At 70.2% G+C, this 22113-nt stretch carries 26 protein-coding genes and 1 pseudogene; 14 read left to right on the top strand and 13 right to left on the bottom strand.

Going from position 1 to position 22113, the window contains the following annotated elements; all coding sequences use genetic code 11:
- Positions 1-590: 590 nt before the first annotated feature.
- A complete protein-coding gene (locus AB0J46_RS24360) occupies positions 591-1106 on the bottom strand; it encodes a hypothetical protein (protein ID WP_364335659.1) in 516 nt (171 codons plus the stop codon).
- A 306-nt stretch (positions 1107-1412) separates the two neighbouring features.
- Between AB0J46_RS24360 and AB0J46_RS24355 the strand changes: the two genes are divergently transcribed.
- Positions 1413-1700: a hypothetical protein gene (locus tag AB0J46_RS24355; RefSeq protein WP_364335657.1), complete on the top strand. Its 288-nt coding sequence runs from the start codon at positions 1413-1415 to the stop codon at positions 1698-1700.
- Positions 1701-1747: 47 nt separating this feature from the next.
- Here the strand turns inward: AB0J46_RS24355 and AB0J46_RS24350 are convergent, their stop codons facing one another.
- Together AB0J46_RS24350 and AB0J46_RS24345 are read right to left on the bottom strand one after the other, a co-directional pair.
- The gene (locus AB0J46_RS24350; RefSeq protein ID WP_364335655.1) at positions 1748-1990 is read right to left on the bottom strand and encodes a hypothetical protein; all 243 of its coding nucleotides are present in this window, start codon (positions 1988-1990) and stop codon (positions 1748-1750) included.
- Positions 1991-2589: 599 nt separating this feature from the next.
- The gene (locus AB0J46_RS24345) at positions 2590-3570 is read right to left on the bottom strand and encodes a WYL domain-containing protein (RefSeq protein ID WP_364335653.1); all 981 of its coding nucleotides are present in this window, start codon (positions 3568-3570) and stop codon (positions 2590-2592) included.
- Positions 3571-3635: 65 nt separating this feature from the next.
- Between AB0J46_RS24345 and AB0J46_RS24340 the strand changes: the two genes are divergently transcribed.
- Both AB0J46_RS24340 and AB0J46_RS24335 read left to right on the top strand, forming a co-directional pair.
- Positions 3636-5102: an MFS transporter gene (locus AB0J46_RS24340; RefSeq protein ID WP_364335651.1), complete on the top strand. Its 1467-nt coding sequence runs from the start codon at positions 3636-3638 to the stop codon at positions 5100-5102.
- A 90-nt stretch (positions 5103-5192) separates the two neighbouring features.
- Positions 5193-5690 (top strand): GNAT family N-acetyltransferase, encoded by a 498-nt coding sequence (locus AB0J46_RS24335; RefSeq protein WP_364335649.1) that lies wholly within the window; start codon positions 5193-5195, stop codon positions 5688-5690.
- 9 nt (positions 5691-5699) lie between these two features.
- Here the strand turns inward: AB0J46_RS24335 and AB0J46_RS24330 are convergent, their stop codons facing one another.
- A complete protein-coding gene (locus AB0J46_RS24330; RefSeq protein ID WP_364335647.1) occupies positions 5700-6653 on the bottom strand; it encodes a radical SAM protein in 954 nt (317 codons plus the stop codon).
- A gap of 83 nt (positions 6654-6736) precedes the next feature.
- Here AB0J46_RS24330 and AB0J46_RS24325 point away from each other — a divergent pair, with 83 nt between their 5' ends.
- From AB0J46_RS24325 to AB0J46_RS24315, 3 genes are read left to right on the top strand one after another with little or no spacing between them, the layout of a single operon-like run.
- Positions 6737-7060: a multidrug efflux SMR transporter gene (locus tag AB0J46_RS24325; protein ID WP_358286711.1), complete on the top strand. Its 324-nt coding sequence runs from the start codon at positions 6737-6739 to the stop codon at positions 7058-7060.
- A 54-nt stretch (positions 7061-7114) separates the two neighbouring features.
- The gene (locus AB0J46_RS24320; protein WP_364335645.1) at positions 7115-7669 is read left to right on the top strand and encodes a GNAT family N-acetyltransferase; all 555 of its coding nucleotides are present in this window, start codon (positions 7115-7117) and stop codon (positions 7667-7669) included.
- Complete coding sequence (locus AB0J46_RS24315; RefSeq protein ID WP_364335643.1) at positions 7657-7965, top strand: DUF952 domain-containing protein; 309 nt, start codon at positions 7657-7659, stop codon at positions 7963-7965. The genes AB0J46_RS24320 and AB0J46_RS24315 overlap by 13 nt, the downstream gene beginning before the upstream one ends.
- Here the strand turns inward: AB0J46_RS24315 and AB0J46_RS24310 are convergent.
- Positions 7953-8270 carry an STAS domain-containing protein gene (locus AB0J46_RS24310; RefSeq protein ID WP_364335641.1) on the bottom strand — a complete coding sequence of 106 codons (318 nt, stop codon included), beginning with the start codon at positions 8268-8270 and terminating at the stop codon, positions 7953-7955. The genes AB0J46_RS24315 and AB0J46_RS24310 overlap by 13 nt on opposite strands.
- 329 nt (positions 8271-8599) lie before the next feature.
- Positions 8600-8890, bottom strand: a complete 291-nt coding sequence (locus AB0J46_RS24305; RefSeq protein ID WP_364335639.1) for a hypothetical protein — start codon at positions 8888-8890, stop codon at positions 8600-8602.
- Between the two features lie 445 nt (positions 8891-9335).
- Here AB0J46_RS24305 and AB0J46_RS24300 point away from each other — a divergent pair, with 445 nt between their 5' ends.
- Positions 9336-9908, top strand: coding sequence for an SGNH/GDSL hydrolase family protein (locus tag AB0J46_RS24300; protein WP_364335637.1), 573 nt, complete (start codon positions 9336-9338; stop codon positions 9906-9908).
- A 45-nt stretch (positions 9909-9953) separates the two neighbouring features.
- Here AB0J46_RS24300 and AB0J46_RS24295 read toward each other — a convergent pair whose 3' ends face one another.
- The 3 genes from AB0J46_RS24295 to AB0J46_RS24285 form a co-directional block, all read right to left on the bottom strand.
- Positions 9954-10286, bottom strand: coding sequence for a hypothetical protein (locus AB0J46_RS24295; RefSeq protein ID WP_364335635.1), 333 nt, complete (start codon positions 10284-10286; stop codon positions 9954-9956).
- 35 nt (positions 10287-10321) lie between these two features.
- Positions 10322-10837, bottom strand: a complete 516-nt coding sequence (locus tag AB0J46_RS24290) for an SET domain-containing protein-lysine N-methyltransferase (RefSeq protein WP_364335633.1) — start codon at positions 10835-10837, stop codon at positions 10322-10324.
- Positions 10838-11461: 624 nt separating this feature from the next.
- Positions 11462-11836 carry a nuclear transport factor 2 family protein gene (locus tag AB0J46_RS24285; protein WP_352350640.1) on the bottom strand — a complete coding sequence of 125 codons (375 nt, stop codon included), beginning with the start codon at positions 11834-11836 and terminating at the stop codon, positions 11462-11464.
- A 298-nt stretch (positions 11837-12134) separates the two neighbouring features.
- Here AB0J46_RS24285 and AB0J46_RS24280 point away from each other — a divergent pair, with 298 nt between their 5' ends.
- The 5 genes and pseudogenes from AB0J46_RS24280 (at position 12135) to AB0J46_RS24260 (ending at position 17272) form a co-directional block, all read left to right on the top strand.
- Entirely contained in the window at positions 12135-13883 is a 1749-nt protein-coding gene (locus AB0J46_RS24280) for an enoyl-CoA hydratase-related protein (RefSeq protein ID WP_364335631.1), read from the top strand.
- Positions 13884-13899: 16 nt separating this feature from the next.
- Positions 13900-15429, top strand: coding sequence for a UDP-N-acetylglucosamine 1-carboxyvinyltransferase (locus AB0J46_RS24275; protein WP_352326032.1), 1530 nt, complete (start codon positions 13900-13902; stop codon positions 15427-15429).
- Positions 15430-15541: 112 nt separating this feature from the next.
- A complete protein-coding gene (locus AB0J46_RS24270) occupies positions 15542-16570 on the top strand; it encodes a tyrosine-type recombinase/integrase (protein WP_364335629.1) in 1029 nt (342 codons plus the stop codon).
- A 131-nt stretch (positions 16571-16701) separates the two neighbouring features.
- Positions 16702-16872: pseudogene (locus AB0J46_RS24265) on the top strand (dienelactone hydrolase family protein); the annotation flags it as partial.
- A gap of 193 nt (positions 16873-17065) precedes the next feature.
- Positions 17066-17272, top strand: coding sequence for a dienelactone hydrolase family protein (locus tag AB0J46_RS24260; protein ID WP_364335627.1), 207 nt, complete (start codon positions 17066-17068; stop codon positions 17270-17272).
- Positions 17273-17288: 16 nt separating this feature from the next.
- Here the strand turns inward: AB0J46_RS24260 and AB0J46_RS24255 are convergent, their stop codons facing one another.
- Complete coding sequence (locus AB0J46_RS24255; RefSeq protein ID WP_364335625.1) at positions 17289-17540, bottom strand: helix-turn-helix transcriptional regulator; 252 nt, start codon at positions 17538-17540, stop codon at positions 17289-17291.
- A gap of 98 nt (positions 17541-17638) precedes the next feature.
- The gene (locus tag AB0J46_RS24250; RefSeq protein ID WP_364335623.1) at positions 17639-18892 is read right to left on the bottom strand and encodes a lipase; all 1254 of its coding nucleotides are present in this window, start codon (positions 18890-18892) and stop codon (positions 17639-17641) included.
- A gap of 180 nt (positions 18893-19072) precedes the next feature.
- On the opposite strand from AB0J46_RS24250, the gene AB0J46_RS24245 reads away from it, so the two are divergent.
- Positions 19073-20479 carry a histidine kinase gene (locus AB0J46_RS24245; RefSeq protein WP_364335621.1) on the top strand — a complete coding sequence of 469 codons (1407 nt, stop codon included), beginning with the start codon at positions 19073-19075 and terminating at the stop codon, positions 20477-20479.
- A gap of 87 nt (positions 20480-20566) precedes the next feature.
- Positions 20567-21229, top strand: a complete 663-nt coding sequence (locus AB0J46_RS24240; protein WP_364335619.1) for a response regulator transcription factor — start codon at positions 20567-20569, stop codon at positions 21227-21229.
- On the opposite strand, the gene AB0J46_RS24235 is transcribed toward AB0J46_RS24240, so the two are convergent.
- Together AB0J46_RS24235 and AB0J46_RS24230 are read right to left on the bottom strand one after the other, a co-directional pair.
- Positions 21153-21416 carry an alpha/beta hydrolase gene (locus AB0J46_RS24235; RefSeq protein WP_364335617.1) on the bottom strand — a complete coding sequence of 88 codons (264 nt, stop codon included), beginning with the start codon at positions 21414-21416 and terminating at the stop codon, positions 21153-21155. The genes AB0J46_RS24240 and AB0J46_RS24235 overlap by 77 nt on opposite strands.
- 90 nt (positions 21417-21506) lie before the next feature.
- Positions 21507-22112 carry an alpha/beta fold hydrolase gene (locus AB0J46_RS24230; RefSeq protein ID WP_364335615.1) on the bottom strand — a complete coding sequence of 202 codons (606 nt, stop codon included), beginning with the start codon at positions 22110-22112 and terminating at the stop codon, positions 21507-21509.
- Position 22113: the final 1 nt, after the last annotated feature.

The raw sequence follows: 22113 nt of genomic DNA, 5'->3' as shown, positions 1-22113 counted from the left end.
CTTGTGCGGGTGCAGCCCCTCAAACCCGGGCCTGACGGCCGACACGCCGGACCAGCTCGTACACGTCCTTGCGGTCGAGGCGCCGGCCCGTGGCGGACGCGAACAGCGGGCAGACCGGCGACGAGGTCGCCCACGGCTGTCCCCAGCATGCTGGTCGAACGTCGTTCCAGGGGGTGTTCCGAGAGACGGCGCAGCCGTGCGGCCACATGGGCTCGGATGGCTACCGGTGCCGTCCTCCAACAACACCAACGACGAGTCCAGCGCCTGCTACCGCAGCGGCACACCACTACTTCTCGGCCCGTGCGGTCCTTGGAAGGGATACGGGCACTGCGGATACCCGAGTAGCGTTCGCCAGCTCTTCGTCCAAGACCCGGGGAAAGGCGCGGGTGCGGACGTTTCGCCGGTCGGCTCTGTACCCGTCGCTGTTCTCCACCCAGTGCCTCCGACCTGCCTCACCCGGGAAAGGCCTGAAGCAAGCCGATGGATCTTGGATGAGAACACCTGGGATCTCACCTGGCCGTGGAAGCCGCGGGCCGCGTGCGCGGTGTGCTGGAGCTCACCCCGCCAAGCCTCGGACAGGCGTGTGCACGTCAGGCTGCAGAGGTTGACGACCCAGAGGTTGGACGCATCGACGTCCGGCCGCGAGCGTGGTTCGAGGCGGCCTCGACAAAGGCCAGGAGCGCGAGCTGTGAACGTTCTGCCTGCTGATCTCTCGCGGCTTCATCCACGGCATGGTGAATGGCAGTCGTGGCCTCCAGCGCCTCCGAGGCCAGCCGATTGAGCTCAGCGTCCGGGTTGAGCAGTCGGAGCCTGAACAATGCCGCCTTGGCGTTCGTGCGCTCGTTGAGTGACTCAGTCCGAGCATTGATATACGGCGCCCCGCTCGGGTCCTCGCGTTTGCGATACCAGCGAGCGTTCTGACTGGATCGGTACGAGGTGATGGTGCCGGCGAACGCACTGTAGGCGGCAAGCTGCTCCTGCCAGAGCCGCTCATCGCGGGCTTCCAATCGTGCCTGCCTTGCCGCGCGCCCCTGGAACAGATAGGTGGCGGCAGCGCCGAGCAGTGTTCCGGCGATGGCGATGAGGCTCGTGATCGCAGTCTGCACTCCATCAGTTGAGCATGCTTTGCTCACCTTGGGCTTCCTGGTGGCCATCGCGGCCGCCCAGCCATCCGGCACCGACGACCGCATCCCACTGACACTTCCCGAAGTCCGCCGGCTGCCGGCCGCCCTTGTCCTGGCCACAACCCACACGATCACGGGCATCCTGCGCTGGTCAGACCGGCGCCGCCGCCACCAGGCAACAGCCCGACACTGCCACTGCCAGCGCAGATCCCAACCATGATCGCGGGTGCCATTGGCGGAGTAGCCTGATCCGTCTCGGCAGGGCAGGTTCGGAGGAGGCGTGTATTCATGACGCGAAAGCTGTCGGTGGTACTCGGGTTGTTCGGCTTCGGGCTGGCCGGACTGATGCTGGGAATCTTCGTGAGCCGGGGCTACGGCAGCATCCGCGGAACAAACGTCGACCCTCGTCTGGTGGGCGGATACGTTCTCGGTGTAGCTCTCATCGCAGGAGCCCTCATCGTCCGGATCAGGCCTGGTGCGGTGAAGTCGATCGTTCTGCTGGCCGGCATCGGAACATCTGCCGTGCTCCTCGCTTATGGTGGCTTCTTCGTCTCTCTCGCCCTTTATTTCGAGTGACGCCAATCTCTCACTGGCACTGAAGATCGCGAAGTGTCACTGGAGTACTAGAAGAGCACGACCCCCGTGAACGTGGTCAATGCCGCAGCCCACAGCAGCCAGCCTGCGAAGAAGTCCTTGTACCGGCTTCGGAGTAGGCCCACCAGTCCCGCGCTCAGAAGAAGCACGCAAACCAGCAGGAACCCGACGGGCACGCCGACGGCCAGGCTACTGAACGCCAGCAATATCAGCGAGCCGACTCCGGTCAGGAACAACCCGGCTGCGACGTGCACTGCCTTGCCGATCGCCACGACGGCACTCCTTGATTCCGAGTAAGACGAAATCGCGACGAGAAGCACAGCGGCGTCAGATATCCGCGCTTCGCCGATCAAGAGCCTACAGATGTGCCGTCGCCAGTGAACTGGGCCCCACTTGGAGTGGGCGCCTCACAGCAGCACCCTGTGAAGTACGGCAAGCCGGTCGAGCGGAAGGCCACCGCCGCCACGGCCGGCTCCTTTCTCGGCCTCCTGGGGTCCTGACCGTCCTGCAGACCGTCAACGCCGAACTCGACCTCATCGCCTGGCTGCCCGGAGACGTCGGGTTCGTAACGTTCAGGCACGTCGGCAGACTTGAGAGGGCCAGGTCGTGAAGCAGCGGATGCGGCTGGCGCCCGGACGGCGTCCGTGCGCCCGCCTCCTCGGTGGCCGACCGCAGCACGCCGCGCTCGATGATCCATCTGCCGCGCGGCCATTCGCCATCGAGGATGTTGCAACCCTTGCGTACGGCAGAGCTTATGGCTCTTGACCAGGGGAGAGGCGCCTCGCGACAGCATGATTCACTTGTTTCGCGATAGCGAGTGACCCGCTCAAGAACCGCATCGAGGAACACACCGAACGAACCCTCACACACTTCACCGCCCCTGCGCCGCGGAGTCGAGCCCCCGGCCGATCCGGGCGCCCAGCGAGCACAAAGCCTGCCTGAGCTCGGCCGGTTCGATGTGTGCCAGATCGGCGTCGAACGTGAGCAGCAACCCCGCCAGCCCCGGCCATGACCACGCGCCGAGCGTGAGCCGGCACGTGCCCTCGGTGGCGTACTCCACCGTCGACCCGCCCGGGGCGAACCGGGCGACCGTGGCAGCGGGCAGCGCCAGAACGGCCGAACCGCGGCACGGCCATTCCGCGGCGGCGTCTCCACGGTCGTGCGCCGTCATCACGAAGACGACAGGATCGCCGTGCGGGACGTCACGCCGGTCGAAGGGGACGTGCGTGGGCGGGTGCGGCGTGCAACGGTCCACCCGCATCACGCGCCACCGGCCGGCATCCATATCGAAGGCGACCAGATACCAGCGCGCGGCCCACACCACCAGTTCATGCGGCTCCAGCGTGAGCGTGACGGGCTCGCCGTCGCCGGTGTAGTCCACCCGCACGAGATGCCGCCGATTGATCGCACTGCCGACGGCCGCGACGATCCCGGCCTCGATCGGCGGCGCGGGGAACTCCCAGTAGTTACGCGCCGAGGAAACGGTGAACGCCTCGGCCTGCAGACGACCGCGCACCGGCATCGCCTGATGCAGCGTCGCCAGAGCACGGGCCGCGTTCTCCCGGATACCGGACAGGACCGCCGGCACCGTCTGCAGCGCCACGGCCGTGGCCACCGCCTGATCCTCGTCGAAGACCACCGGCGGCAAACGGGCGCCACGACCGAGCCGATACCCTCCACCCGCTCCGCGGACGGCCTCGATCTCGTACCCGAGGTCCCGCAACGTCTCGATGTCGCGACGCACGGTTCTCACCGACGCCCCGACCCGCTCGGCGAGCTCTCCGGCCGTCAGGGTCCCACCGACCCCGAAGATCGACAGCAGCTTGAGCGTACGCGCGGAAGTGGCAGCCATGATCGCCCGATCCTCCCACCCATAGCGGCCAATCGATGGCAACTATCCCGGCGAAGGTGGCCCGCATGACCGATGCACCCAGCCCCCACACCACCGAAGCGCCCCCCGCACGCGACACCGGCACCCGCACGACCACCGCGCTGCTGGTGGTGCTCCTCGGATCCTTCATGGACCTTCTCGACGCGACCATCGTCACCGTCGCAGCCCCCGCCATGGCCCAGGACCTGGCCGCCGACCACACCCAGATCCAATGGACGATCGCCGCCTACACCCTCGCCCTCGGCACCGGCCTGATCACCGGCGGACGACTCGGAGACCAGCACGGCCGCAAACGCCTGTTCACCATCGGGCTGACCGGCTTCATGACCACCTCGGCACTGTGCGCCCTGGCAACCGACCCCGGCATGCTCATCGGCATGCGAGCCGGGCAAGGACTCACCGCAGGAATCATGGTCCCGCAGGTGTTCGGCATCATCCGGGCCACCTTCCCCCCGGGCCGGCACGCCAAGGCCTTCGGCGCCTACGGAGCAGCCCAGGGCCTCGCCTCGGTCGCCGGACCGCTGCTGGGCGGCCTGCTCGTCGACGCCGACCTGTTCGGACTGGGCTGGCGCACCATCTTCTGGATCAACGTGCCCGTCTCCATCCTCGCCCTCGCCCTCGGCGCCAAAGCCCTGCCGGAGTCCCGCTCCGCCTCCACCACCCGACTGGACCTCACAGGCGCACTCCTGGCCGCCACCGGCATCCTTCTCCTGCTCCTGCCGATCATCCAGACCCAGACCTGGGGATGGAACTGGACCAGCTACGCCCTCCTCGCCGCCGGAACCCTCCTGCTCACGATCTTCCTCGCCCACGAACGCCGCCTCACCCGACGCGGCGACGAACCCGTCCTCGACCCCGCCCTGCTGAGAATCCGCGCCTTCACCGTCGGCCTGACCGCCTCCATGCTCTTCTTCGGCGGCATCGGACCGTCCTTCCTCACCCTGTCGGTCTACCTCCAGAACGCAACCGGCCGAACCGCATGGCAGACCGGCCTGGTGATCCTCCCGTACGCCCTCGGCTCGATCATCACCTCCGGCCTCGGCGTCGCCCTGGCCACCAAAGCAGGCAGAACGCTCCTCATCACCGGCTCACTCACCATCGCGGCATCCCAGCTGGCCCTGTGGGCCATCATCAAGGACGGCAACGACCCCGGCTACTGGCCCCTCGCCCTCGCCCTGCTCGCCGGCGGCCTCGGACTCGGCCTCGCCGCACCCATCCTCGTCAACGTCGTCCTGGCAGGCGTCCCCGGACGCAACGCAGGCGCCGCAGGCGGGGTCCTGTCCACCGTCAACCAGATCGGCGGCGCGGCCGGCATCGCCGTCCTCGGCACCATCTTCTTCACCACCGCCACCCCACCAGCCACCACAACACCGGCGCTGCCCGCCTACAGCCACGCGCTCGGCATCGTCCTGATCGCCTCCACCGCGCTCTACCTCATCACCGCACTCGTGATGCTCGCACTCCCGAAAACCGCGACCACGCACGCCCCATAAAGACGACCCACAGACGGGGGAGCGGGACCACACCACGAACCCGGCCCCCGTCAGCACCCACCCCACCCACCACCCCTTACAGTGTCACCGGTGAAGATCAGAGAAGGCCGCCCCGGCGACGACGCCGTCCTCCTGACCATGTTCGACAGCGCCATCCAATGGCTCGTCAGCCAGAACCGCACCGGCCAATGGGGCACCCGCCCCTTCACCGGCGACCCCCGCCGCACCCAGCAAGCCGCCGACTGGCTCGCCAGCGGCGGCATGCGCATCGCCGAGATCGACGACCAACCAGCCGGCTGCATCGTCGTCGGCGACGCCATGCCCTACGTCACCCCCGCCACCGAACCCGAGCTCTACGTCCAGGTCCTCGTCATCGACCAACGCCACGCCGGACAATCCGTCGGACGACACCTCCTGCAATGGGCCCTGCAAGAAGCCCGCGACCGCGGCCTCGGACTCGTCCGCGTCGACTGCTACGCCGGCGACGACGAACGCCTCGTCTCCTACTACGAGAGCTGCGGATTCACCCGCGACCAGCCCTTCACCGTAGGGGAGTGGCCCGGCATGATCCTCCACCAACGCCCCTGACCCCGGGGATCACACCAGCGACAGCTGAGCCACCGACGGCCCCCGACCCACCGGCTCCGGCGCACCGCACCGCATCCCATAAACCCGGCACAACTCCGCAATCTGCCCCGTGATGCGCTGCTCATAGCCGGGGGAGGGGAACCCCGCCCGATCGTAGAGCTCCTCATAACGCTCCACCAGATGCGGATGCGCCCCAGCCAACCACCGCAAGTACCACTCCCGCGTCCCCGGCGGCAACCGCAACACCACCGGCTCCACCGCCACCGCCCCCGCACCCGCGATCCGCCGCACCGTCGCCGTCAACTGATCAGCCGCATCACTCAGCAACGGCAACACCGGAGCCATCAGCACCCGGCACTCCACCCCGGCCTCCACCAGCGCCGACACCAACTCCAACCGCGCCTGCGCCCCCACCGCACCCGGCTCCACCGCACGCCTGATCCGCTCGTCCACGAACGCGATCGACACCGCCACCCGCGCACCCGCCCGCGCCAGCACCCCCGCATCCCGCAACACCAGCGCACTACGCGTATACACCGTGAACGGCACCCCCGCCGCCCCCAGCGCCGCCACCACCCCCGGCATCAACCGATACGTCTCCTCAGCAGGCTGATAACCATCGCCCGCCACCCCCACCGCCAGCGGCTCGCCCGCCCACCGCCCCAACTCCGACCGCAACCGCTCCACCACATTCGCCCGGACCACGATCCGCGCATCGAAATCAGCCCCCGCATCCAACCCCAGCTTGCGATGACCCGCCCGCGCCCCACACCCCAGACACGCATGCGCACAACCCCGATAAGGCGAAACCGCCCACCGCTCGACGATGCCCGCACTCCCAGGCACCCGCTCGATCACCGTACGGGCCTGCGTCTCATAAAAACCGTCACGCACCACCGCGCGCCGCTCGATCAGCGGCCGCTCATCGACCGCCTCGACAAGCGCCAGCGCATCCCAACCCACCCAACCAGTGGAACACGCATTCGACTACCTTTTCAAGCCGAACCCGCAACACCCACACCACGCCCACACCCCGAAGGAACCCCATGGCCTGGATCCTGCTCGCCCTCGCCATCGCCTCCGAAGTCCTCGCCACCACCGCACTCAAACTCAGCAACGGCCTCACCCACATCGGCTGGACCATCGCCGTCGCCACCGGCTACATCACCTCCTTCGTCCTGCTCGCCCGCGCCCTCAAACTCCAACTCGACATGGGCACCGCCTACGCCATCTGGTCCGGCGCCGGCACCGCCGCCATCGCCCTCATCGGCGCCACCCTCATGGGCGAAACCCTCACCCCCCTCAAGATCAGCGGCATCCTCCTCATCATCGGCGGCGTCATCGTCCTCAACCTCGCCGGCAGCCACTGAACCCCACCAAAAAACGCATTGAACACCCCCCACCCCCTCCCTACACTGCCCCCCGTGCTCACACCCGAATACCCCCTCACCACCCCCCGCCTCCACCTACGCCCCTTCACCCCCGACGACCTCGACGCCCTCCACGCCTACGAATCCCGCCCCGACGTCACCCGCTACCTCTACTGGGAACCCCGCGACCGCCACACCACCCGCACCTCCCTCGACAAAAAAATCACCCGCCACACCCTCCACGACGAAGGCGACGCCCTCGACCTCGCCATCACCCTGCGCACCACCGGCCAACTCATCGGCAACGCCCTGCTCATCTGGACCAGCGCACAACACCGCCAAGGCGAAATCGGCTACGTCCTGCACCCCGACCACCACGGCCACGGCTACGCCCCCGAAGCCACCCGCCCCCTCATCCACCTCGGCTTCACCCAACTCGGCCTCCACCGCATCACCGGCCGCCTCGACGCCCGCAACAAAGCCTCAGCCCGCGTCCTGGAAAAACTCGGCATGCGCCACGAAGCCACCCTCATCGACAATGAAATCGTCAAAGGCGAATGGACCAGCGAAACCATCTACGCCATCCTCGACACCGAATGGACCCCATGACCGTCGTCCACCACCTCGCCCTGCAAACCGACTGGCAACACGCCCAGCAAGCAGGGGAGTACCGCATCTCCACCCTCGGCCACACCCTCGACGACATCGGCTTCATCCACCTCAGCCACGACCACACCCAACTCCGCACCGTCCACGACACCTACTACACCGCCGTCACCCAACCCCTCCTCATCCTCGACATCGACCCCACCGGCCTCGACATCCGCACCGAGAACGGCTACCCCCACCTCTACGGCCCCCTCCCCGTCACCGCCGTCACCGCCACCCACCCCTACGCCCCCTGACCACCCGTCCACCCCATCGCCCGCAACAACCGCAACACATGCGGCGGCGTCCCCACCAACTGCGTACGCCCCGCCCGGCACGACACCACCAGCAACCGCGCCCCCTCCACCCCCAGAAAATCCAGCCCGCTCACATCCACCACCAGCGACTCGTCGATCCGCCGCGCCCGGCCCAACGTCTCGGCCAGCGCCACCTGGTTCGTCGCGTCCACCTCGCCCACCAACCGGATGATCGACGGACCCGGCATCGGGCAGCACGTGATGCGCAACTGGTGATCGACATAGAGCAGATGGGGGAGGGACACACGCCCGAGGGGGTCCGGGGTATTCACGACAAAGCCGCCATTCCCGGGCTCTCACATGCCCGGTGTCGGAAGAGGGGAGTGGACCGTGGACCGTGCGGCCGGTGACGCACGCGGGACCGCCGACCCCCCTGGACCAAGGCGGCCCCGCCGAGGCCGGAGGGGTTTCACGCCCCCTATTCACACACCCGCACCCCGACAGCATAGAGCAGCCGTCCGACCGCCGTGCGTAATCACGGGGATCTCCAGAGCCACTCGACCAGCCCTTTTACGGACGAATTACCCAAACCACACAGAATCCACGTTCTGTACGGTATGAGCAGTTTGTCCAGCTAGAGGCGGTTCACGAAGCGGGAGGCGGCACGCTGGCTCATGCCGGTCTCGCCGCGTACCAGGAAGACGGCTTCCTGGATCTGGCCGAGGGCCTTCAGCTCCCGGGCCTGGTCCACCAGGTCGACGCTGGGGTTGGGGCGATTGCGGGGGCTTTTGGTGAACCGTACGGCCAGAATGATCAGCCAGATGACGGCGGCGACGATGACGGCGGTGAGTGCGACGAGGCCGGCCGTCGAGGCGGCCAGAGCCGGCGGGGCGGCGAGGAACTGGCTGGACGTCAGGCTGGGCATGGTGGAAATCTGCCCGGCGGGTGACTGTTCATGCGGGATGTTTTTGCTGCGTCGTGGCGTTGGCTGGTTGCTCGATAATGAACATTATGTCAAGTAGACCTTATCCAGGGCCTCCTCCGCGCTTCCGGTCGCGGGTGGGTGTGTCGTCGCGGTCGCGTTGGCGGCTGCGTTCGACAGTCGCGTAGGTCGAACTCGGGTGGGATCGCTGTCGTGCTCCCCGCCGGTGGTCCGCGCGTACGGGGCGGGTGGGCAACCCGCTTCCGGCGCCTGGGGCTCGGCGGCGCGGTTCGGTCTCCCCTTTCCGGATGAGGCCGATGGGCTGTTGTGTCGGCGGCGCTGCCTTTCGATGGTTGTCGTAGCGCTACTCCCCCGTGCAGGGTGGTCCGGGTGGTGATCGTCTAGCCTTTCGTGCGGCCTTGTCGTCGTTCGGGGTGTGGTGATCGGGATGAGCACGGTGTGGTTGTTCACGGGTGACAGCGTGACTCAGGGGGCGTTGCACACGTTCGGGTGGCGTGACTTTACGCAGTTGTTCGCCGAGCGGGTGCGGTTCGAGCTGGACCGGCCGTCCGATGTGGTGATCAACACCGGGGTGAGTGGGCAGAAGGTGTCTCAGCTCGATGTGGAGAACGCGGTGTTGCGTCATCGGCCTGATGTGGTGGTGCTGATGTTCGGGCTCAACGACTGTGTGGCCGGGCCGGCGGGTCTTCCGGCTTTCGCCCGTGACTATGCCGCGGTGGTTTCCCGGGTGCGGGAGGCGGGGGCGAAGGTGGTGCTTCAGACGCCCAATCGGGCGCCGGAGTCGGGCTGGGCTGATCTGCCGGCTTATGCCGAGGTGGTGCGCTCGCTGGGGGCGGACGTGTTGGTGGATCATCATGCGGCTTGGGATGGTGGCGAGCATTGGATGGGGTCCGGGTGTCATCCCAATGAGTACGGGCATCGGGCGTTGGCGAGGAATCTGCTGCGGGCGCTCGGCCTGTGGGAGCCGGTGGGGGTGAGTGGGTCTTTGTTCATCCCGTGAGGGGCGCTGGGGTGGTGGGCCCGGCGCGTGGCGGTCGGGCGCTTCTCAGGACGGGATGGGTGGGCACTCGAGGACCTCGATCGAGTTGCCGGGCGTCAGGGCGATATGAGGGTGGTCGCTGAAGAGCTGTGCCGCGGCTTCGTGTGTGTCGGCCTCCACGATCGCGTATCCGGTCTTGGCGTCGGTGAAGTCCTCGACGCCTTGGGTCGTCACCAGTTTCTTGCGGAAGAGTGGCGCTCCGGGGTCGATCAGGGCGTGCTGGTTCTTCTGGGCCCATGCCGCCCATGCGTGCATGAACTCGTTCTGCTGCTGCTCGGTGAGTGTGGCTTTGTCGGCGCTGTCGGCGGCGCCGTTGAGGACGGCGAGGAACTTGGCCATGGGCGGAGGGTAGCCCACGGACGTGGAGGCGTGCGTTAGGTGCGCGGTTGTTCCTGGTTGATGCGGTTGAGCAGGGGTGGGCTCCAGTGGGCGCCGTAGGTGTGTTGGAGGTGCGGCAGTCGCCAGTCGTCGCCGGTCACGGCGCCCCGGCAGCCGGGCGCGGCGCAACGGCAGGGCATGGACCACGTTCCGACACCGCTGTGGGTGGCGTAGTCGACGGTGAGCTCTTCGCCGGGGGCGATTTCTCTGCGGGCGACCAGGGTGGTGGCGTCGGTGTGCCAGAGGTTGGGTTCGCAGGAGTGGTTGCCGTAGCGCACCGGGTGGTCGGGGTCGAGGAGCAGATGGAGGCCTTCTTCGATGGTCAGGCTGCTGTAGGGCGGGGTGAGGGAGGCCAGGGTGTCATTGTCGATCAGCCGGCCGCCCAGTCGCATGACGACCTCGCCCTCGCCGATGCGCTCACCGGCGAACAGGCCGGTGCCGTGGATCGGTGAGAGCGTGACGCGGGCGCGTGGCGTCAGCCAGGACTGGTGCGGATAGGCCGGGCTCGTCATCGGTGGACCCCTTCCGGACATCTGAGCGAGCACATGATCGGACGAACCGCTGCCGCCGTTCGTCCGATCACCAGCGGGCAGGCGGGTCGTGGTGCACGCGTTCGATCATGCCGGTTGCCCTGCATCGGTCGGGACGGGGCGGCCGGGCGGGCGTTGCCGGCGGGGTTGGTGTGAAGATTTTTTCGGGGTGTCCGCCGTCATTGTGATCGTGGCGGGTGCATTGGGTACGGGGGTGCGATCTGGGGTTTTGGGGGGTGGCGGGGTGGTGTGCGGGGGCTGCTCTGGGGGCTGACGGGGGTTTTGACGGCGTGTTGATTCACTGTCTTTGTCATGTTCGGGGGTTTTAGGGTAGAGCTCCTGCTATTCGCTCAGCGAGAGGAGCAGCACGTGGGGAACCAGTCGGTTTTATGTCCGGTGTGTCAGGGGGTTCTGCCTGCTTCCGAAAGGGAGGCGTACACCCCGCTGCGGGGGCGGTTGATCCTGACGAACGGGTATTGCGGGGGTGGGCACGCCGAGCAGCGTGCGGAGGTTGAGGAGGTTGAGGAGACGCGGCAGGTGGCGCGTCCGTTGCCGGTGCCGGGGGTGGTGGCGCCGGTGCCGATGGGGCGGCGCTGATTTCTCTGCTTATCGGTGGCCTGGGGTGGTGTGCCAGTAGTCGCGGGTCTGTATGGCCAGGCCGTCGGGGTTGAAGCGGGCGAAGACGCAGCCCGCGAGGGTGATGGGGTGGCCGTTGTCGAGGGCGTGGACCCGGTATTCGATGGCGGCCTGGTCGCCGTCGACGATGGGGGTGGTGAAGGTGACGTGGGGGTCGCTTTCGCCGGTGAAGGATTGCCGGATGTAGTCGGCGATGGCGTCTTTTCCGTGGTGGGGTGGGCGGAAGGGCATGCTGGTGTGGGTGGCGTCGTCGCTGTAGAGGGCGATGATGGCGGTGGTGTCGTGGTGGGTCCAGCCGTGTTGCCAGGTGTCGGCGAAGTGCTGGGCGGCGGCGCGGGTGTCCATGTGATCCATTGTGGGGTGGGTTGTCCCTTGCGGTGGGTTTCGGGTGGGGTTGCTGGTCGGGGTTGAGGTGTCTCCCCCGCCAGGATTTTTTCGGGCATATCAGGGCAATTTGGCTGCTCAGCACGGCTGTCTGTGGTGATTTGTCAGCATCGGTGGAAGATTCGTGTCAACATCTAGAGATGCCTGGGCCTTATGGGACTGCCGCTAATGCCGGTACTGGTGGTGTTCGTCCGCCCGCGATCGGTTGACGCCTCTCCCCTGCCCGCTGCCCTTGACGTCTCGTGAAGGAAGTTCCGCGTTGCGCATCCTGCTCCTGTGTTCCTCGTTCAACGGCCTGACCCAGCGTGCCTGGCTGGAGCTGCGGCGGGCCGGCCATGATGTGAGCGTCGAGCTGGCGATCTCCGAGCGGGTCATGGTGGAGGCGGCCGAGCTGGTCAAGCCGGACCTGATCATCTGCCCGTTCCTGAAGGAGCGGGTGCCGGAGGCGTTGTGGCGCGGGCACCGTACGGTGATCATCCATCCGGGGCCGCCCGGGGACCGGGGGCCGTCCTCGCTGGACTGGGCGATCGCCGAAGGCGAGCGCGCGTGGGGGGTGACGGCGCTGCAGGCGGTGGAGGAGATGGACGCCGGCCCCATCTGGGGGTGGCGGACGTTCCCGATGCCGTCGGAGCCGCCGCGCAAGTCGGCGCTGTACAACGGGCCGGTGGCCGACGCGGCGGTGGAGCTGGTGGCCGAGGTCGCGGGCAAGGCGGCCGATCCGTTGTTCGCGCCGGCGCCGCTGGACTACCGCTCCCCTGAGGTGACGGGGCGGCTGCGGCGGCCGATGCGGCACGCCGACCGGGAGTTCTCCTGGGAGCAGCCGGCCGAGGAGATCGTGCGGCTGGTGCGGGCGGCCGACGGGGCGCCGGGCGGCCGGGCGCGGTTGTGCGAGTTGCCGGTGCGGGTGTTCGACGTGCACCGGGGTCCCGATCTGGCCGGGGCGCCGGGGGCGGTGGCGGCCCGGCGTGAGGGTGCGGTGCTGGTGCACACCGGTCAGGGGACCGTGTGGGTGGGCCACCTGCGCCTGGAGGCGGGCGCACAGGCGGGCGCAGAAGCGGGCGCAGAGGCGGGCTCTCAGGTGAGTGGCGTGAAGCTGCCGGCGACGATGGTGCTGGGTGAGCGGCTGGCGGGTGTGGGTGAGCGGGCCGGCTACAGCGAGATCACCTACGAGCGCGGCGAGGAGGTCGGGGTGGTGAGCTTCGACTTCTACAACGGCGCGATGTCCACCGACCAGTGCCGGCGGCTGGCGGCGGCGTTGCGGTACGCGGCGGCGCAGGACACGCGGGTGCTGGTGGTGCGGGGTGGCGAGGTGTTCTCCAACGGCATCCACCTGAACGTGATCGAGGCGGCGCGTCATCCGGAGCTGGAGGCGTGGATGAACATCAACGCGATCAACGCGGTGTGCCGGGAGATCGTGGCGTGCACGTCGCAGCTGGTGGTGACGTCGATCGCGGGGAACGCGGGGGCGGGCGGGGTGATGATGGGGCTGGGCGCCGACCGGGTGATCGTGCGGGAGCCGGTGGTGCTCAATCCGCATTACCGGACGATGGGGTTGTTCGGCAGTGAGTTCTGGACGTACGTGCTGCCGCGGCGGGTGGGGGCGCAGGCGGCGGCGGAGCTGACCGAGCGGGCGTTGCCGGTGGGGGCCGCCGAGGCGGTGGAGCTGGGGCTGGCCGATCGGGTGGCGGGCGGGTCGCGGCAGGAGTTCGAGCGGCGGGTGGTGGACTTCGCGCACCGGCTGGCCCAGGACCCCTCCTACGAGGCGTTGCTGGCGGCGCGGCGGCAGGCGCGGGAGACCGACGAGCGGCGCAAGCCGCTGGACGCCTACCGGGCCGAGGAGCTGGCGGAGATGAGCCGGGACATGTTCGACGACCGCAACGGGTTCCGGGAGGCGCGCCGGGCGTTCGTGGGCAAGGCGCGGGCGCATGCCACTCCCCCGCATCTGGCGGGTCATCGGGAGCTGTCCGGCGCGTCGGGACCCGGGGTCGCGGCGGCATCTCATATGTGAGATATGGTCGTGTGTTGTGGCAGATGATTATCTTGTGCGGATCGGCCGGCTCATCCGGGATGCGCGTCAGCATCGCGGTTGGACGCAGCTTCAGCTGGCCGATGCGCTAGCGACGAGTCAGAGCGCGGTCAACCGGATCGAGCGCGGCAACCAGAACATCAGTCTTGAGATGATCGCCCGGATCGGGGAGGCGCTCGACAGCGAGATCGTGTCCCTGGGGTATGCCGGTCCGATGCATCTACGGGTGGTGGGCGGGCGCCGGCTGTCGGGCAGCATCGACGTCAAGACGTCCAAGAACGCCTGTGTGGCGTTGTTGTGCGCGTCGCTGCTGAACAACGGCCGCACGATCTTGCGCAAGGTGGCGCGGATCGAGGAGGTCTACCGGATCCTGGAGGTGCTGGCCTCGATCGGGGTGCGGGCGCGGTGGATCAACGAGGGCAGCGACCTGGAGATCGTGCCGCCGGCCCGGCTGGAGCTGGAGGCGATGGACACCGAGGCGGCCCGCCGTACCCGCAGCGTGATCATGTTCCTGGGGCCGTTGATGCACCGTACGGGGGAATTCCAGATCCCGTACGCGGGCGGCTGCGACCTGGGCACGCGTACCGTCCAGCCGCACATGTCGGCGCTGAAGCACTTCGGGCTGGACATCACCGCGACGGGCGGTTTCTACCACGCCAAGGTGGACGGCGGCGCCGCCCCGGCGCGGCCGATCGTGCTGACCGAGCGCGGCGACACCGTGACGGAGAACGCGCTGCTGGCCGCGGCCCGGCATCCGGGGGTGACGGTGATCCGCAACGCCTCCTCCAACTACATGGTGCAGGACCTGTGCTTCTTCCTGGAGCAGCTCGGCGTGCGGGTGGAGGGCATCGGCACCACGACGCTGACGGTGCACGGGCTGGCCTCCATCGAACGCGACGTCGACTACTCCCCCTCCGAGGACCCGGTCGAGGCGATGAGCCTGCTGGCGGCCGCGGTGGTGACCAGTTCGGAGCTGACGATCTGCCGGGTGCCGGTGGAGTTCCTGGAGATCGAGCTGGCGGTTCTGGAGGAGATGGGGCTCGACTGCGACCGCACGGGCGAGTACTGGGCGGCCAACGGGCGTACCCGGCTGGTGGACCTGACGGTGCGGCCCTCCAAGCTGGTCTCCCCCATCGACAAGATCCACCCGATGCCGTTCCCGGGGCTGAACATCGACAACGTGCCGTTCTTCGCCGCGATCGCGGCCGCGGCGCAGGGCTCGACGCTGATCCACGACTGGGTCTACGACAACCGGGCGATCTACCTGACCGAGCTGACCCGGCTGGGCGCCTCGGTCAAGCTGCTGGACCCGCACCGGGTGCTGGTGGAGGGGCCCACGCGGTGGCGCAGCGCCGAGATGATGTGCCCGCCGGCGCTGCGCCCGGCGGTGGTGGTGCTGCTGGCCATGATGGCCGCCGAGGGCACGTCGGTGCTGCGCAACGTGTACGTGATCAACCGCGGCTACGAGGACCTGGCCGAGCGGCTGAACGCGCTGGGCGCGCGCATCGAGACCTTCCGCGACATCTGATTTTCGTCGGTGGCGGCCGCTACCGTCTCCTCTGCAAGCTGCATACCTGCGCGCGGCGTCGTCCGCGGGCGGGTGCGTTCGGTGCGTCGCCGAGATGTGAGGAGGGGAGCCGGTGCGGCCCGCGGAGCTCGACAGGTTGACGGTGGGACAGGCGGCTGACCGCTACGTGGAGCTGGTGGTGGCCAAGACGTCGACGGGCGCGCTGTCCCCGGCCACGGCCGAGGTCTACGCGCGTGACGTGGCCACGCTGGTGGCGCTGGCCGGCGCCGACGTGGTGCTCGACGACCTGACCGGCGAGGACGTCGATGCGATCTTGCTGGCGTTCGCGCGCAAGCCCGACGCGCGGCAGGCGGCCGGGTCGGGTTCGGGGCAGTCGCCGTCCTCGCAGGCCCGGTTCCGGCGGTCGATCTCGGCGTTGTTCAAGCACGCCACGCTGGCCGGGTGGGTGCAGATCAATCCGATGACGGCGGCGACGGTGACGGCCAAGCAGCGGGGCGGGCTGCGTCCGGAGCGGCGGGCGCTGACGCGGGAGCAGGCCCAGGGGCTGATCGGCGCGGCGCGGCAGTTGCGGGAGGCGCCCGAGCAGGAGGGCAAGCGCCGCGACCAGCGCATGCAGTTGCGTGACGCGGTGATCGTGCTGCTGCTGTCGACGGTGGGGCCGCGGGTGTCGGAGCTGGTGCGCGCCAACGTGGAGGACTTCTACACCAACGACGGGGTGCGCTACTGGCGGATCTTCGGCAAGGGCGGCCGTACGCGTGACGTGCCGCTGCCCGGCGACGTGGCCGAGGTGTTGCAGGCCTACCTGGCGCGGGGGCGTGGCCAGGTGGCCGGCGCCGACGACGGCAAGGCGCTGCTGCTGTCGTGGCGGGGGCGGCGGCTGGCGCGGGGCGACGTGCAGGCGGTGATCGACCGGGTGCAGCGGCACGTCGATCCCGATCAGCGGCGTTCGGTGACGCCGCACGGGTTGCGGCACACCACGGCCACGCATCTGCTGGCCGACGCGGTCGACATGGACGCGGTGCGGCGGGTGCTGGGGCACAGCGACCTGTCGACGCTGGGGCGTTACCGTGACGAGCTGCCCGGGGAGCTGGAGGTGGCGATGCGGTCGCACCCGCTGTTGCGTGACAAGCCGTCGCGATAGGGCGTCGGCCGGGGGCGATCGGGGTTGTGATGGCGGCCATCGGGGTCGTGATTGGCCGGGGGCGGGCGGGGGCTGGTTAGCTCGGCCGCGTGAACGGACAGATCACCACCGGATGGGTGGACATCGCGGGCATGGCGGCCTACACGGCCCTGCCCGTGGGGGTGCGGCGGCCCGTGGGCGTGCTGGTCGCCGGTGAGATCTTCGGGGTGAGCGGGTACGCGCGGCGGATGGCCGACCGGCTGGCGGGGTTGGGGCATGCGGCCGTCGTGCCGGACTTCAACCACCGGCACGAGCTGCGGCCCTCCCCTGCGCCTTCGCGGGCGCCTTCGGCGGCTCTGGCGGGGGTGGACCCGGCGGGCCCGTCAGCAGGCCCCTCAACAGGGGCATCGGCGGGCCCGTCAGCGGGCCCCTCAGGGGAGCTGTCAGCGTCCTCCCCCGCGGGCTCTTCGGCGGGGCTTGTCCGGGAGGGGGTCGAAGCGGGGGTCGGGGCGGCTGGTGGTGCTGCTCGGCGCCGACGACCCGATCATCGACGGCGCCCAGCAGCGGGCGATCGCCGAGCGGCTGGAGACGGTGGTGTATCCGGGGGCGAGCCACGGGTTCGCCGCCGACGAGCGTGACACCTTCCACCCGGCCGCGGCTCAGGACGCCTGGCGGCGCATCGAGGACGTGCTGGACGAGGTACGCCGCTCCCGTACGGAATGACTCCGACCCGGACGGGTCAGGTGCGGGCGGGGGCGGCGCGGACGGCCAGGCGGTCGAGGGAGATGCCCAGGACGTCGGCCAGTGAGGCGATGGTGAAGAACGCCGGCGTGGCGATGCGCCCCGTCTCGATCTTGCGGAGGGTCTCGGCGGACATGCCGGCCGCGGCGGCGACCTCGACGATGCTGCGCTCGCCTCGGGCCTGGCGCAGCATGTGACCGAGCTGCTCGCCGCGCAGCCGCTCCTCGGGGGTCAGCGGGGATCGCACCATGCCGCCCACCCTACACCCGCGGGATACTTATACCGGTATTGTTATCGCCCCCGGGCAGACCTCCGATCCGGCCTCAGGGTCAGGGGATGCGGGTCAGGTCAGGGGATGCGGGACACCTCGGGGAAACGGCTGTCGGGCTCCTGGAACAGGCGGGTGGGCTTGCCCAACAGGTGCAGGTCGAAGAACGCCCCGACGTAGGCGCGCTGGGCCGCCACCGACCGTTGCGGATTGATCGTGCCGACGAAGTCGGCGACCGGCACCCCGTTCTGCTTCTCGTCCTGCTTCCCCTCCCCCGCCTTGGGCAGCGCCGCGGCGATCTGCGGCAGCAGCGCCTGCAGGTCGGTGAACGAGCCGTGCGCGGCGCCCTTGAACCGCAGCTCCCGCTTCCACCCGGTCGAGGCCCGCCAGAACGACTTCCAGCTCGGCTCGCTGTCCCGTGTGTGCGTCTGGGCCGCCAGCTGCAGGAACGGCCTGGCCACGCCGGTGGCGGCGACCGGGCCGACGTAGCCGCCGTCGAGGTTGACCCCGGCGTCCACCCGCGGGTCGTCGTGGACGAGCTGGGCCGCCACCGACCCGCCCAGGGACTGCCCCAGTGCCCCCACCCGCGTCAGGTCGGGCGCGCCGCGCAACCCGGCGGGCATCTCCCCGCCGCCGATGGCCCGTCCCCGCCCCAGGGCCGTGACCTGGTCCAGTACGAACCGCATGTCGGCCAGCCGCGCCCGCGTGTGCCGCTCCAGCAGCGCCGCGATGACGCGCGGGGTGAGCTTGGCCGGCAGCGGCAGCGCGCGCACGACCCGCCCGCCGGGGAACTCCACCTGGTCGGCCTCGTAGGTGTGGTCCACGGTGACGACGAGGTAGCCGCGCGAGGCCAGGTCCTGCACGAGCGTGGTGCCCAGCGTGCGCGGCCCGCCGTCCCCGGAGCCGAACAGCACGACGGGCAGCCGGCCCGCGCCGCGCTCGACCGGCGCGCCGGAACGGGCGGCGGTGCGGGTGGCGGCCCAGTCGACGGCGCCCTTGGCGATGCCCATGGGCGGCGCGGAACGGCGATCCCAGTCGGCGGCGGCCAGGGGCGCCATGTGGGGGGCGAGCGGCTGCGTGCCGCCCTTGGCCGGGTACCACAGGCTGACCATCAGCTCGCGGTACGGCTTCGACCGCACCAGGGGGTCGCGGCGGGAGCGGTCGACCAGGCGCAGGGCGACGGTTCCCACCGGGTGGGGGCCGCCGGGCGCGGGCAGGGCGACCGTGACCGCCTGCCGCCCCTGCTGTGCGTGTTGCGCGTGCAGGGGGACGGTGACGGGCGTGAGGGTCAGGGCGGCGACGGCCAGAGGGGCCGCGTACGTCTTCACGGGCATGCCGGTGTTCTCCTCGAACGGGACGGAAGGCGGGGGGTGTGGTCCGAGGCTGGCAGGCGGGCTCGCGGGCGGGCCAGCGGCCACGGGCTGACCTGCGGGTACGACTTTCGGATGAGGGGCCGAGATGTTCCTCCTTGCGGAGGATGGGGGGCGCCGGGGGGCGGCCTTTAGGGTGGGCGCATGACTCCGGCCGCCCGCCCGACCGCGTCGCCCCGCTCGGCGATCGACTCGGCGATCGACTCGGCGATCGACTCGACGGTCCACTCGGTGGTCCCATCGGTGCTGAGCTCGGTGATGGGCTCGACGGTCCGCCCAGTGAGCGGCTCAGTGTTCCGTTCGGCGATCCGTTCGGTGATCGGCTCGGTGCCGCCTGTGGCTGCCGACGCGTTGCTGGCTGCTGTGATCTTCGTGGTCACGCTGGGGCCGGGCCGGGTGGCCGAGGGCGGCCCTGCGGTGCTGGCCCTGCAGGTGGCTCTGGTGGCGCCGCTGGTGTGGCGGAGGCGTGCCCCGCTGCTGGTGCTGTGCGTGATCGGCGGCGCGGCCGCCCTGCAGTGGGCTCTCGACGTGCAGCTTCCGGCCGACGCGGCGCTGCTGGTCGCGCTCTACACGGTGGCGGCCCGCCGTTCGTGGCGGGCGACGCTGGCCGCCGCGTTCGTGCTGGAGGCCGGGGTGGTGGCGGCCGCGGCGCGGTGGGCGCCACCGGGCCGGATGCCGTTGACGGTGGCGGCGCTGAGCGCGATGTCGGCCGCCGCCCTGGCCGCCGGGCTGTGGACGCGGGCCCGGCGGGCCTACGTCGCCTCCTTGGAACGCGACCGCGACCAGCGGGCACGTCTGGCGGTCGCCGAGGAGCGTGCCCGGATGACGCGCGACATGCACGACATCGTCACCCACAACCTGTCGGTCATGGTGGCGCTGGCCGACAGCGCCGCCTACGTCCACGACCGTGCGCCCGGTCAGGCTGTGGCCGCGATGGCGCAGATCGCCGACACCGGCCGCCAGGCACTGCGCGACATGCGCCGCTCCCTCAGCACCGACCAGGACGCTGACCGAGCCGCCGACCGAGCCGCCGACGAAAGCGCCAACCGAGCGGCCGACGGATCCGCCGGTCAGGGCATCGACCGAGGGGGCGACTCAGGCATCGGCCGGGAGCAGGAGCCTGGTATCGCCCCGCTGCACCCGGCGCCAGGCATCGCCGACCTCGGCCCGCTGGCCGACCGGATGCGCGCCGCCGGCCTGCCGACCGGGCTGCGGGTCGACGGCGACCCCGCCGACGTCCCGGCCGCCGCGCAGCTCACCCTCTACCGGCTGGCCCAGGAGGCGCTGACGAACACGCTGCGGCACGCCCCCGGCGCCCGCGCGCACGTCCAGGTGCACCTGACCCGCCGACGGGCCGACATCGAGATCACCGACGACGGCGGCCGCCCGGCGCCCCTGCGGCCCGCCGGCCGGGGACTGGCTGGGATGCGTGAACGCGTCGCCGCCTTCGACGGCACCCTGCACGCCGGCCCGGCCCCCGGCGGCGGCTGGCGGGTCGCGGCCGTCCTCGACCTGACCAGCCCGGACACGAGCGGCCCCGACACGCGATGAACCTCGACCTGACCGGCTTCCACACGAGCGGCTGCCACAGCGGCCCGGGCGCGCCATGAGCCTCGACCTGACCGGCCCGGGCGCGTCATGAGCATTCGGCTGCTGATCGCCGACGACGAGGCGTTGCTGCGGATGGCCTTCCGCATGGTGCTGGACGCCGAACCCGACCTGCACGTCGCCGGTGAGGCCGCCGACGGCGAGCAGGCCGCCCTGCAGGCCCGCCGGCTGCGCCCTGACGTCGTGCTCATGGACGTCCGCATGCCCGGCCTGGACGGCATCGAGGCCACCCGCCGGATCGTCCGGGACTGTCCCGCTTCGAAGGTGCTCATCCTGACCACCTTCGACCTCGACGAGTACGCCTTCGCCGGGCTCAAGGCCGGCGCCGCCGGGTTCCTGCCCAAGAACACCCCGCCCGCCGACCTGCTCAGCGCGATCCGCAACGTCGCCGCGGGCGAGGCCGTCCTGTCGCCGCGCGTCACCCGCCGCCTGCTGGACAGGTTCGCCCCCCAGCTCACCCCCGGCCCCCGCGAACAGCACCGGCTGCTGGACCTGCTGACCGCCCGCGAGCACGACGTGCTCGTCCAGGTGGCGCGCGGTCTGTCCAACGCCGAGGTCGCCGCCGCCCTGCATCTGGCCGAGGCGACCGTCAAGACGCATCTGAGCCGTGTGCTGCTCAAACTCGGGCTGCGTCACCGCGCCCAGGTCGTGGTGTTCGCCTACGAGAGCGGCCTGATCCGCCCCTCCTCATGACCCTGTCCGCCCGGTGGACCAGCGCGGCGATCCGGGCGCTCACCTGCCGCCACACCCCCGGCGGGAACCCGTGTCCCATCCCCTCGACCAGCAGGAACTCCGCGCCGGGGATCGCCTGCGCCGTGGCCCGCCCGCCGTCGGGGTCGGCGGCGGGGTCGGCCGCGCCGTGGATCACCAGCGCCGGCACCGCCAGCCGAGACAGTCACTCCCGCCGGTCGCCCGACCCGATCACCGAGGCGGCCTGCCGCAGCATGGCGGCCAGCGACCAGCCGCGGTTTCAGGCCCCCTCGGCCACGGCCCGTACCGCCTCCAGGTCGGCGGCCACGCCGCCGACACTCGCGCCGGCCACCATGCGCGCCGCGTACAGCTCGCGGGTGGTCGGCGGCGGCCCCGGGACGCCGCGCGCGGCGTCGGGGCGCGGCGTCGGGGGTGTCATGCGGTCGCCGTGCGTGGACATGATCGAGGTGAGCGACCTGACCCGTCCAGGGTGGGCGACGGCGACCGCCTGGGCGATCATGCCGCCCGGCGAGGCGCCCACCAGGTGGACGCTGTCCAGGCCCAGGACGTCCAGCAGCCCCACGGTGTCGGCGACCAGATCGGCCGGCGTGTAGGCCAGCGAGGACAGGTCACCGGCCAGCGCCGCGGCGAAGTCCGGCTCGCCGGCACCGTCGAAGTGGGTGGAGCGCCCGCAGTCACGGCCGTCGAACCGGATCAGCTGCAGGCCGTGCCCGGCCAGCTCGGCGCACAGCCCGTCGGGCCAGTTGATCAGCTGCCCGCCCGCCCCCATGACCAGCAGCACGGGTGGCGCGGCCCGGTCGCCCAGCCGCTCGTACACGATGTCCAGCCCGGCCGGCCCGACCCCGGACGCCGTCTGCTCGCCCACT

It is taken from the genome of Nonomuraea sp. NPDC049758 (genome assembly GCF_040674635.1).
In the GTDB taxonomy this organism is placed as follows: Bacteria; Actinomycetota; Actinomycetes; order Streptosporangiales; family Streptosporangiaceae; genus Nonomuraea.
This window is presented reverse-complemented; position numbering and strand designations above follow the sequence as displayed.